Annotated in this window: 6 protein-coding genes and 1 pseudogene; all 7 read right to left on the reverse strand. The window is 68.1% G+C overall.

What is annotated here, in order from left to right:
* Positions 1-665 (reverse strand): annotated as a pseudogene (locus ACNPM4_RS16530) (transglutaminase domain-containing protein); the annotation flags it as partial.
* A complete protein-coding gene (locus tag ACNPM4_RS16535) occupies positions 662-1,924 on the reverse strand; it encodes a DUF58 domain-containing protein (RefSeq protein ID WP_448986404.1) in 1,263 nt (420 codons plus the stop codon). The pseudogene ACNPM4_RS16530 and the gene ACNPM4_RS16535, both read right to left, overlap by 4 nt.
* Positions 1,924-2,895, reverse strand: a complete 972-nt coding sequence (locus ACNPM4_RS16540) for an AAA family ATPase (protein WP_029261313.1) — start codon at positions 2,893-2,895, stop codon at positions 1,924-1,926. Before ACNPM4_RS16540 ends, ACNPM4_RS16535 begins: the two co-directional genes overlap by 1 nt.
* A 53-nt stretch (positions 2,896-2,948) precedes the next feature.
* Entirely contained in the window at positions 2,949-9,038 is a 6,090-nt protein-coding gene (locus ACNPM4_RS16545) for an Ig-like domain-containing protein (RefSeq protein ID WP_448986405.1), read from the reverse strand.
* Positions 9,039-9,167: 129 nt separating this feature from the next.
* Positions 9,168-9,737, reverse strand: a complete 570-nt coding sequence (locus tag ACNPM4_RS16550) for a DNA-3-methyladenine glycosylase I (RefSeq protein WP_448986406.1) — start codon at positions 9,735-9,737, stop codon at positions 9,168-9,170.
* A 44-nt stretch (positions 9,738-9,781) separates the two neighbouring features.
* The gene (locus ACNPM4_RS16555) at positions 9,782-12,235 is read right to left on the reverse strand and encodes a hypothetical protein (RefSeq protein WP_448986407.1); all 2,454 of its coding nucleotides are present in this window, start codon (positions 12,233-12,235) and stop codon (positions 9,782-9,784) included.
* 115 nt (positions 12,236-12,350) lie between these two features.
* A partial coding sequence (locus tag ACNPM4_RS16560) for a zinc-binding dehydrogenase (RefSeq protein ID WP_448986408.1) occupies positions 12,351-12,819 on the reverse strand: 469 nt, incomplete at its 5' end.

The raw sequence follows: 12,819 nt of genomic DNA on the forward strand, positions 1-12,819 counted from the left end.
CGCATGTGCGCCGCGCGGGACGGATCGACCTCGCTCACCGACACGGCCATGTTCTGCGGCGCCCAGAGCTGGCGCAGCGCCAGCCACGACATGCTCACCACGGCGAACACGAGCCCTTGCACGAGGGGGAAGGCCGGCTCCGGGGTGCCCAGCGCGATCACGAGCATGAGCAGCACGCCGGCCGGCAGCAGCGCCCACGCGACCTGCGACAGGCGCAGTGCGAGCGAGGCGGTCAGGGTGGTCACCACGAGTGCCAGCAGGAACGGGACGATCAGGTGACCGTCGGCCGCTGCCACCGGGGCGACCGTGGTGAGCATCTGCTTCCACGCGGTGACCGTGCCCAGCGCGAGCTTCTGCAGCGTCTCGAGCGTGGGGATGAATCCGAGGATCGCGGTCTGCGGCAGCGCGAACGCCGCGCCGAACACGAAGTACGCGGCGACGGTGAGCCCCGCGATGATCAGGATGCCCCAGCGACGCCACGTCGCGACGGCCGCGATCGCGAGGCCGAGCAGGATGCCGCCGATGACGGCGGGGAGGAAGGAGGGCCCGGCGAAGGTCGGCCAGAATCCGACCATCGACGTCGCGACCAGGAGAGCCGTCGCCCCGAGGTCGAGGATCCAACGCCGCGGGGTCAGCGTGGCGGACGCGGTGGCGGGCGCGGTCATGCGAGCACCTTCTGCAGAGCGAGGGGAATCTGTTCGAGCGCACCGACCGTGACGACGTCGGCATCGCCGATACGCCGCAGCGTCGGTGCGGTCGCGGTCGTGTCGGTCACGACGGCGAGCACCTTGGCGCCGAAGGGCAGCCGCGAGCAGGCGAGGCGGAGGTCGTCGGAGGGCACGCGGGAGCCGCACACGAGCACCACCACGCTGGCGAGCGGCATCGTGGCCGAGACGATGCCGGCGAGGTCGGCGATCCCGCCCTCCTTCGCCTTGCTGTTCTCGACGGCGGCGAGGGAGTCGAGCAGCTGCTTGCCGGTGCCGGCGGGCAGCTCCCGGCCCTGCACGCGCACGTCGACGCGCTGCGAGTCGCGGAGGGCACGGAGGCCGATCGAGCCCGCTGCGGAGATGCCGAGCTCGAAGTCATCGGCCGTGGCGTATTCGTTGAGGGAGCGAGACAGGCCGATCACGAAGTGCGAGCGACGGGTCTCCTCGTACTGACGGACCATCATCGTGCCCGTCCGGGCGGTGGACTTCCAGTGCACGTGACGCAGGTCGTCTCCGGGCTGGTACTCCAGGAGCGCGTGGAAGGAGACGTCGTCACGGGAGAGGTCCGCGGCCGGAAGCCCCTCGAGGTCGCGCAGGTAGCCGAGCGACTGGCCGTCGAACAGCACGGTGCGCGGGTGCACGAACAGGTCGACCGGCTCGTCGCGGCGGTGCGCGCGCTCGAAGAGTCCGAGCGGGTCGCCGCGGACGACGCTCACGGGCCCGACCTTGACCACGCCGCGGCGCTGGGTGGGGATGGCGAAGAGCTCCTCCGCCTCCTCTCCCGGTGCGAGCCGCTGGATGCCGAACTCGCCGCGGCCGGAGCCGACGGGGAGCACGACGCGCGAGGGCAGGATGGCCCTGCTGCCGCGGTTGGCCAGGGTGAGGGCGCCGACCGCGCGCTCCCCCACGACCACGCGGGTGCGGGCGAGGTCGAGCGAGACGTCGTAGGCGGTGCGGCCGATCAGGAACAGCGCGCACACGCCCACGGCGATCGCGATGACTGCGGCGGCGATCGTGAACTCCGACCAGCCGGCGATCTGCCCGATCACCCAGAAGCCGACGGCGATGGCCATCAGCACCCAGGCCAGCGGGCGGATCGCCGCGGTGATCTTCCGGAGGCGCGTCAGCACGCGCGCGCCGATGACGGCCGCGATGTCACGCCATCCGGCGTCGCGTTCCGTCTGCGGCGGCGCCGACTGAAGAGCCTCCGCGGTCATCAGGCCGCTGCTCGGGCCTGAGGTGCCGCGACGCCGTCGAGGACGCGGGCGATGACGGTGTCGCTGCTCGTACCGGCGAACTCCGCCTCGGCGTCGAGCAGCAGACGGTGCTGCCACACGGGCCGCGCGAGGGCCTTGATGTCGTCGGGCAGCACGAAGTGGCGGCCCTGCGCAGCGGCCCACACCTTGGCGATGCGGATCATCGCGATCGCACCACGCACCGAGACGCCCAGGCGGATCGCCCCGTCCTCACGGGTGGCCTCGGCCAGCTCCGCCACATAGCGCAGCACGGCGGGCTCGACGTGCACGGTCGCGGCGAGGTCGGCCATGTCGGCGACGGCGCTCGTCGTGATGATCGCCGAGAGGCCGGCCGACGGGTTGCGGTCGGATGCTCCGGCCAGGATGCTCTCCGTGACCGCGAGGTCGGGGTACCCGATCGACGTCTTGATCAGGAAGCGGTCGAGCTGGGCCTCGGGGAGCTTGTAGGTTCCCGCCTGCTCGATCGGGTTCTGCGTGGCGATGACGAGGAACGGGCGACCGGCCTCGTGCGTGACGCCGTCGACCGTGACCCGCGACTCCTCCATGACCTCGAGCAGCGCCGACTGCGTCTTCGGCGAGGCGCGGTTGATCTCGTCGGCCAGCACGATCGACGCGAAGATCGGGCCCTTGTGGAACTCGAACCGGTGCGACTGCTGGTCGTAGATCGTCACACCCGTGACGTCGGACGGCAGCAGGTCGGGCGTGAACTGGATGCGCGCGCTGGTGCCCTGCACGGTCGCAGCGAGCGCCTTGGCGAGGCTCGTCTTGCCGGTTCCGGGGGCATCCTCGAGGAGCACGTGGCCCTCGGCGAGCATCGACGCCATCACGAGACCGACGATCTCCTTCTTGCCCTGCACCGCCTTGTCGACGTTCTCGACCAGTCGCTGGAAGGTGCCCTGGAACCAGGCGGCCTGCTCGGGGGTCATTGTCATGAGGGTGGGATTCCTTTGTCGTGAGGGAGTTCGTGTAGCGGGAGCCGTGGCCGTTACGGCCAGGTGGTGCCTTCGGACCAACCGACGCCCTGGATGTCGGCCTGCAGCGTGCGGTTCATACCTCCGTGCCAGCACGAGAGCGTGATCGTGCCGTTCGCCGGCACGTTGTACCGGTTGTAGGTCGAGGTCTGACCGGACGACGAGCGGTACGGCTGGCCGTTGTCGAGGCAGCGGATCATGTAGCTGCCGGCGGGGACGTTCGCCGTGTTGAGGTTGAGCTTGTAACAGGTATCGGGGTTGCAGTTGCCGGAGTCCGGACCCTGCGACGCCCACCAACGCGGCTGCGGCTTGGCCTGCGCGGTCGCGCCTCTCGTGGGGCTCTCGTTCGACCAGACGCCCGTGCTGTCCTTCGCGCGCGCCTTGATGTTGTGGCTCTCGCTATACGTACCCACGTTGGTCGAACCGGTCATGCCGACACCCTGCCACCCACCCCCGTCGATGCTGACCTGCACCTCGGTGATCGTTCGTCCGTTGTCTGAGCCGTTCGCGTTCCAGTTCAACCGCACCTGGCTCTCGAGCGACTCCGCGCTGACCTCCGGCGGGTTCGGTTTCCCGTACGGGTTGCCCTTCGCGGCATTCGAGACGGCACCGGCATAGGTCGACCCGTCGAAGTCCGTTGTGGCGAGGCGCGTGACGCCCCGCACCTCGACGGTGTAGTCGCGACCGTTCGTGAGTCCGCCGATGGTCTTGTTGCCCGGCATCGTGTTCCAGTCGCCGCCGTTCAGCCGGTACTGGTAGGTGATCTCGCCAGGAGACGCGCCACCGCTCGACCCCGGACGGTAGTCGATGACCAGTGCCCGATCGGCTTCCTTGGTGACCTTCAGACTCGTCGGCGCGCCCGGTGCGATCACGCCGCGGCGCGGTGCGGACGGGGCGCTCATATCGCCCCAGCCGGCCTTGTTGTAGGCCTGGATGCGGTAGGTGTACGCCGTCTCCGAGGTGTCGACGACGACCGCCTGGCTCCTCGCCTCGGGGCCGGGGGTGATGGTGCGCACGACCTGGCCGCCGCGCAGCACTTCGAGCTTGTAGCCGCGGATCGCGTCGCCGTTCTTGTCCGGCGGGGTCCAGTTCACCTGCATCTGCGCCTGGTTACCGACGGGCGAGAGCTCGACCGTCGTCGGGGCAGCCGGTGCCAGCGGAGGTCCGGCCGGAATCTCGGACGCCGACCAGCCGCTCCAGCTGGAGGGGTCGGGCGCCTTGTTGTGCGCCTGCACCTTCACCTGGTAGTCCGAGCCGTTCTCCAGCCCCTCCCACGTGATCGAGTTGCCCGTGACCTCCTTCTGCGTCACGCCGGAAGGCGGCGCGGGCGAGATCTCGAGCGTGTACCGATCGACGGGCGAGCCCGGCGTGGTGGGGGTGACCCACGACACCTGGAGCGACTTGTCGCCGAACTTCAGGGTCGGCGGGTTGGGGGTGTCCGGACGTGCGTCGGGGCGTGCGGGCGCCGACAGGGCGGACGGATCGGACTCGCCGACGCGGTTGGTCGCGGTCACCTGGAACGTGTACTCGACGTTGTTGGTGAGACCGTCGAGCGTGCAGGTGGTGGACTGGCACTCCTTGGTGTACGCGCTGCCGCCGACCGACTTCACGGTGTACTTCGTGATCTCGGCGCCGTTGTTCGATGGTGCCGAGAACGACACCACGACAGTGCGGTCCTGCACGCTCGCGATCACCGGGACGCCCGGCGCATCCGGCACATCCTGCACGGTGACCACGATCTGGCCGTTGACCTCGCGGTCGGCATCCTCGGTCGCATCCTGGATGCGGTAGCGGACGACGAGCGTTCCGACGAACGACTCGTTCGGGGTGACCGTGACCTCGCTGTCGGTGAACGTGACCTCGCCGGAGCCCGACTCCGCGACCGCGGTCACGATCTTCAGCGGTGTCTCGGGGAACGGGTTGTAGTCGTTCGCGAGGGCGGGCACCGTGATGGTCTTGCCCGCATCCGCCTCGGCGACCGTGTCGGTGTTCGCCGCCGGCATCGGCCTCGTCGACGCCGTGACCGTGACCTGGACTGTGCCCTCGACCGGTTCGGTCGTGCCGTCGGAGATGCGGATCTTGAGCGCGACGGCAGTGCCCTTCTTGGCATTCGACGCGGCCTCGACGACGAGCTTGTCGTCACCGTCGATGCGGGCGGAGACGCCCTTCTCCTCGCCGCCGACGAGGGAGTAGTCGTGCTTGCCCTCGTCTTCGGGGTCGGGGTCGTCGGTGAGGGCGACCAGGTCGAGCGAGGTCGCCGGCTCGCCGGGGGCGACGTTGACCTGCCCCTGCACGAAGGTGGGCTGCTGGTTCTCGGGCGGCAGCACGTTGATCGGGATGCTGAGCGTGGCCTTGCGGCCCTCGGGGTCGTCCGGCCCATCGCCGTCGGTCACCTCGAACGTGAGGGCATCCGGTCCGAAGAATCCCTTGGCCGAGGTGTAGACGAGGGTCTTCGCATCCTTGAGCAGGTCGGAGCCGTCGGCGTGGTTCGCCCTGATCTTCGCCTTCTCAGTGATCACCACGTCGCCTCCGCCGGCGACCGTGACGTACTCCGACAGCGGAACCTCCTCGGTCTCGCCGCTGACGACCTCGAGCGGCTTCGTGGAGGTGAGTGTCGGGCGGAGATCGGCGCGCGACGGCACGAAGATGAATGCCGAAGCCCGCTGGTCATCGCGGTCGACGAGCGTGTAGCGGATCAGCTGCAGCTCGTCGGTGACGGTGACGCGCACCTTGCCGTTCTCGAGCTGCGTTCCCCCTTCACCGACCTCGACAGTGAGGCTGTCGGTGGTGCCGTCGGGGTCCTCGTCGTTGGCGAGGATCTCGAGGTCGGCGCTCAGGCCACCATCCTTGAGGTCCACCGGCTGCAGCCGGTCGTCGCGGGCGACCGGCGCCTGCAGCGGAACATCCTCGTCGACCGTGATCTGCAGCGTCGCCGTGGCTTCGGCACCACGCGCGTCGACTGCGGTGTACTGCAGCGAGGTCTCGGTCGGGCCGTTCGGCGCCTGCACGAGCACCCGGTCACCGGAGACGCGCGCCTCCAGCCCGTCGGGAAGCTCGAGGCCGTCCTTGAGGAGCGACACCTTGTCACCCTCGGGGTCGGAGTCGTTCGCGAGCACCGGCACGGCGATCTCGCGGCCCGGTCGCACGACCACCGCATCCTTCACCGCGTACGGAGGCTGATTGATCTGCTCGGTGGGGGCGATGCCGACGCGGATGGTCGCGACGCCCTCTGCCCCGAGCCGATCGCGCACGCGGTACTTGAACACGTCGACACCGGACGCCCCGTCGGACGCCTCGTACGTGAAGTAGTTCGGGCCGTTCGTGATGCGTCCCTTGGCGGGGCTCGACTCGATGCCCACGAGTTCCACGGAGTCGCCGTCGGTGTCGATGCCGTCGAGGGGCACCGCGATGTTCACCTCGGTGCCGGCCAGGGCGCGGGCGACGAGATCCTGCGGCCGGGGAGCTGCGTTGTTCTCCTCGTCGATGGGCAGGATCTGGATCGTGACGTAGCCGGCAGCCTTCTGCTGGCGCGAGTCGGAGACCTCGTACGTGAGGTACACGGTCTTCGCCTCGGGGCCCGCCTTGAAGCGCACCGCGTCCTGCGAGACGAAGGCCTCGCCGTCTTCCGGATCGATGAACGGCTCGATGAGCTCGGGCTCGACGTGCATGACGTCGTCACTGGGGTGGGTGTCGTTGTCGAGCACCGGGATGGTCACGACGTCGCCGACGCGGACGGTCGCCGTGTCGGGATTCGCGATCGGCTGCAGGAGCTCGTCCGGCGCGGGGATCGGAATGACCACGACCTCGCCCTCGGCCGACTTGGAGCCGTTCGAGATGCGGTACTTGACGCGCACCTGCTCTTCGAGCGCACCCTGATCCGTGATCCGCAACGTCTCGTGGTTGAGCACCGACACCGAGATGCCGCTGTTCGGTTCCAGAGACACCGACTGCACGACGAGGATGCCGCCGGCGGGGTCGGTGTCATTGTTGAGCACGCCCAGCAGTACATCGCCGCCGGTGGGCAGCAGCGCGACGTCGCGGACGGCCACGGGCGGGAGGTCGGTCTCCGACTCGGGCATCACGTCGACGCGGACGATGCCCTCGCCGTTCTTCGGGCCTGTGGTGACCTGGTACTGCACGTAGTAGACGCCGGGCTTCTCCGCCATGAAGGAGAAGGTCTTGTTCGCCGTGTTCGGGACGATCGTCGCCCCGGCCGTGTCGAGCACCCGGCTCAGACGCAGCTGCTCGCGGGAGGTGCTCGTGTCGTTCGCGGTCGGGGCGACGGTGACCTGCTCGCCGGCCCGCGTGATCACGTGGTCGGCGTTGGTCTTGGGGTTCGTCGAGCCCTGCGGGCGCACGTCGAGGGCGATCGTCGCGGTGCCGAGTTTGCCGAAGGCGTCGGCGACGGTGACCTGCACGTCTTTGCGCCCCTGCAGGCTCGCGGTCGCCTTGTAGGTGATCTGACCGTCCTTGCTGAAGTCGACCTCGTCGCCGGGGGCGGCGAGCACCTCCTTGAGGTAGATGTCGTCGCCGTCGGGGTCGATCCAGTCCGGCAGGATGTTGTACGAGATCGTGCCGCCGGTCTCGACCGCGAGCGAGGTCTTCCGTTTCGACGTGGGACCGGCGTTCTCGTTCCAGTCGTGCACCGCGAGGGTCACGACCGCGGTGTCCTTGCCCTTGCGTCCGTCATCGACCTCGTAGGTGAAGCTGGCGGTGCCGGAGGCCTTCTCGCCGACGGTGATCTGCAGCGAGCCGCCGTTGTTGATCGGCTGCACGGTCCCGATGGACGGCTGCGCTTCGGCGAGTGCTGCGACGAGCACGTCGCCGTCGGGGTCGTTGTCGTTGTCGAGCACGGGGAGCAGCGTCGTGGCGCCGGGGCGCACGCCGTAGGAGTCGTCTTCGGCGATGGGAGGCGTGTTCTCCTCGCTGCGCTCCGGGAGCGTGGTCTCGACCGTCTCCTCGGTCGAGTCCTCCTGGTTCTCCGTCTCGCCCTCGGGCGGCGTCAGGTCGTTCCAGTTGTCGACGCGCTGCAGGCTCTCGTTGGCCATCCAGGCGGCGCCGCCGACGGCGTCGTTGAGGATGATCACGTCGCGGTTGACGCGGAACGTCAGGCTGGCGGATTCCTCGGCGCCGTCGATCGGGGCGTTCACGTCATTGTTGTCGCCGGGGCACTCGCGGATGAAGGTCGCCGACCCCGCCCAGGCCCCGTAGGTGCAGCCACGGAGCCAGACCGGTGCCGCAGCGGTGCCCTCACTGCCCGCAGAGGTCTGCTCCGGCTCGCCGCCGTCGAGCGGCACGCGCAGGAGTGCGGTCGGGGTGGCGATGGCGACGGCGTCGGTCTCGGCCGACGCCTGCTGCAGCACGGCATCCGCCGCGCCCTCGACCTCTGTGCGGAGGCCTCCCGGCGTCGTGACGACTCCGGCCGCCTCGTCGAACACGACCGGCGTGCGTCCGACGGCGGTGATGGTGGGGCGCGCCGACAGGTCGAGCTCGCCGACCGACGCGGCCGATGTCTCGCCCGGCGCACCTTCGTTGTCGACAGGGACGGTGACGACCTCGCCGCGTTCTCCGGAGAGGGCGAAGACGGTGCCGTCGTCGGCGACCGTGACGTCGGAGTTCTCGCCGAGCTCGGCGATGGGCTCCGCCGCCTCGATCTCGAAGGAGGCGATGCCCTTGACCGGCACGACCCACAGGTCGCCGGACTTCTCGTCGAGGATGGCCGCCGTGTTCGCCCCCATGGCGACCTTGGCGGAAGAGGGGATGATCGTGGAGTCGCCGAGCGAGACCCGGGCCGGATCGATCGCGGTGACGGTGGACGCGCTCTGGTCGACGACGAGCACGTTGGCGGCGGCCTGGAGGATGTCGTAGTTCTCGCTGGTGGTGCGCAGACCGCCGTCGAGGATCGTGGACTCGTGGTTGAAGTGGCCGACGAGCAGGCTCGAGGTCTTGGTGATCCAGACGCCACCGTCGTTCAGGTCGACCTTGGTGGTCGGGAAGCCCTCATAGGTGAAGGCCATGGTCGTGATGGCGATGACGCCGACGGTGACGCCGGCGGCAGACGCCAGCGTCTTGGGTCGCGCGCGCATCCATGACAAGGCCTTCATGCCCGGTTCCCCCCCAGGGTCACACTCTCCGATTACTCATGCGCAGGCCCGACTGGCCGCTGAGCACTCGTACATCCTAACCGCGTCGCGGAATATCACTCGATGGGCAGATATCCCCATCACCCTCCGTTACGCGCGCCAGCATCCGGCGATGTGATCGTCGACCATCCCGGCCGACTGCATGAGCGCATACATGGTGGTCGGCCCGACGAAACGGAACCCGCGTCGACGCAGCTCTTTACTCATCGCCGTCGACGCCGGAGTGACCGCCGGAACCTCGGCGAACGACGCCGGACGGGTGTCGGATGCCGGCGGGGCGAACGACCACATCAGCTGGTCGAACTCGCCCTCCGCCATCGTGCGCACCAGGCGAGCGTTGCCGATCGTGGCCAGGATCTTGGCGCGGTTGCGGATGATGCCGGCATCCGCCATGAGCCGCTCGACATCGGCCTCATCGAACTCCGACACCGCCTCGGGCTCGAACCCGGCGAACACCTCTCGGAACCGCGGGCGCTTGCGCAGGATCGTGATCCACGAGAGTCCGGCCTGGAAGCCCTCGAGCGCCATCTTCTCGAACAGGGCGCGGTCGCCGTGCAGAGGCACACCCCACTCCTCGTCGTGGTAGCGGCGGTACTCGACGTCGTCGCCCACCCAGGCGCAGCGGTCGCGGGCATCGGGGCCCGTGAGAAGAGAGGTCATCCGCTCAGGCTATCCGCGGCGGCGGACATGGCATGCGCCGAGTGCTATGCCACCCCCACGAGGCTGCTCCGGCACTCCTTGAACTTGTCCCAGTCCGTCGCCCCTGTGGACGCCGCGAAGATCTCGAACGCCTTCCCCTGCACATCGAAGAGCGATTTCGACGGATCCACGAAACGCACGGGCTCCTCAGCGTTGAGAGCGTGGAAGTACACCGCCATGAAGGCGATCTTCCGGCCCCACTCCCGCAGATAGCCGTCGTTCTCGAGGCGCTGGAACGTCGCTGTCATCTCGTCCCTGGTCTGCTTCGCGACGTTCGGGAGACTGATCGCGCCGGCGATGAGCCCGATGATCGCCGCCGCGAGCGTGAGTCCGAGCGCGACGAAGTTGAGCGAGGATGCCGTGAACAACGACACAGCGATACCCACTCCGATTCCTGACGCCACGACGGCGATACCGTCCGAGACGAGCCACAGCCAGGTGGAAGCCCCGACCATGCCGCCGCCGGCGACGATGGCGGCGATATCCGAGCTGACGAACAGCAGATCCGCGATGAGCCCCGCCCCCGCGAGCGATGCAGTGAAGACCTTCGACGCCAGGGAGGCGGACGGTTTCGCAAGGATGGCTCCCTGCTCGATGGACGCCTGCTCCACGATGCGCGTGCTCGCGGTCTCGACTGCGCTAGTGAGAGCCTGCGAGGCCACAGCACGTTGAGCGGAAGGCACCTTGGCACCGGCGTCCGCCGAGGCCTGTGTGAAGAACACCGTCACCCTGTCCTCGGCGGTATCGACCAGTTTGCTGGAGGTGCTGGACATCGCGTCGGCGAAGCTCGTCGACGCCGCCTGCGCCTCCGTCGGGATGTCTGCAGCGGGCCTCACCGCGCTCCACATCGCTCCCGTCGTCATCTCATACATCTCGGGAGAGACAGTGTTCCAACTGAGGATCCGAGCCGCCGTGCGCGCCGCTGTCGGAGCCGCCGTCAGGAATGACATCGTCAGGTTCCTGAGCGCCCCGAACGACGAGTACACAGCGACGATGCGCGCGGTGAAGCCGATGGCCTGAGCCGGAGAGACCTCGCCTTTACCGATGGCATCGTGGAGCAGCAGGGACTCGAGCACGAGTCGCGTGACTCCGATCACCGCCGAGATGCTGCCGAGGATCCCGCTGCTGTTGAACGCGAGCAACGCAGTGCTCAACTTCGCCTTGACGGTTGTGTTGTCGGTGATCAGCTTGCCTCCGGCGCCGAGGGCCTCATTGATCTGATCGTCCGTGAAGATCCCGCTCGACTTGCCGAGGTACTCGAAGGAGGTCAGCCGCATGAAGACGTTCCTGATGGCCACGCTCTGCTCGAGTCCGGGAACGTCCTCGGGCTTCTCGGTGAACAGGGTGAGGAGGGCATCGAAGGATGCGAGGACGCTCTTCAGGCTCGAGGACGAAGACCCGGCGACGGTCGCCTGGGCCTTCGCGAGAATGTAGTGCTGAATGGTCTGGTCGTAGGCGGCGACAGGCTCCGGGTATTTGCCGGCGAGCATGTCGTCGAAGGGTGTGGCCAGGTACGCGCTCGCCTGCACTGCTCCCACACGAAGAGAGAGTCCCTCGTTGAGGATGTTCAGTGTCTCGGACTCTTTGGCATGCCAGTACTTCTCGGCGTCTCGGAGGGAGTCGTCGGCGTTCACCTCGCGAAGATAGTTCTGATATCCGGTGGTCGAGCGCGCGTCGAAGAGCGTCTGCGCCCACTGCTGCGATGGCGGCGTCTTCCCCCCGGACGTCGACGCCAGCGAGTTGGTCGCCCCGATGCAGAAGTTGCTGTAGTCGCACACGATGGCGCGGTTCGACAGCGCGCTGCTCAGGTCTCGCAGCGCCCCGGCCTGACCGGCACCGGGCGTGTTGGTCGCGCCGTTGACGATGTATGTCATATCCGACGGATACACGGGGAAGCTGTATTCACCGCCCGCTACTCCGCCGGCCGTCACAGAGCTGGTGTACTCCGCATTCCCCAGAATCCCCGTCGCGCACAGCTTCAAGCAGTTCGACGCGTTCGCGAAGAGTGCGCGATTCGAGACGGCCGCCTTGCCACCGTCCGAGCCTGCGTCGGGGTCGGTGTCGGCCGCGTTGTGAGCATTCGCGTCAACGCTGAACTGCAGCGCTTTGCTCCACGACATATTCGTGTCCTTGGCGTAGGCCGCCGCGAGCTCCATGACCGCGACCGCTCCGATCGGGGTCTTCCCGTCGGCGGAGATCGTCCCCGCCACATCCGAAAGCTCCGTCGTCGGCACCGTGAATTTCGTGCGGAGCGCATTCAGCTTCCGGGTGGCATCGTCGGTGGGCTTCGCGACGGTGGGTGCCGGTGCGGCCGCGTCGACCGCTGTCTGCAGTGCGCCCTTACCGAGAGCCTGAGGAGCTGTCGGATCTGTTGCCGGAAGCCTCGATTGCACGGCGGCAGCTGCCGCCGACACCATCGCGAAGCCGATGAACTCTCGCCGACCAAATCCAGGGCACATACAATCTCCGATCTCCGATCCGTTGACACACCTCGAGCGGTGGTCACGTGGAATGTTACATAACGGAGACCGAGCCGTGGCCTAATACCGAAATTCAGGCGTATGATCCCGAGATTCAGGCGAAAGTGGCCGCGTCGATCACGAACCGATACCGCACGTCGGAAGCGAGCACGCGCTCGTAGGCGGCGTTGATCTCGGATGCCGGGATCACCTCGATCTCCGCGGCGAGACCGTGCTCGGCGCAGAAGTCGAGCATCTCCTGCGTCTCGCGGATGCCGCCTATGTTGCTGCCGGCGAGCGAGCGTCGGCCACCGATCAGCGACATGACGCCGACCGACAGCGGTTCGGCAGGCGCGCCGACGCACACGAGCGCACCCCCGACGTCGAGCAGGCTCAGGTAGGAGCGCAGGTCGATCACGGCGCTCACGGTGTTGAGGATCACGTCGAACGACGAACGCAGCTCGCGGAAGGTCTCCTGATCGCTCGTGGCGCGATAGTGGTGGGCGCCGAGCCGCAGGCCGTCGTCCTTCTTGTTCAGGGTCTGCGAGAGCACGGTCACCTCGGCACCGAGTGCATGCGCGATC

The organism is Microbacterium umsixpiens (assembly GCF_053543675.1).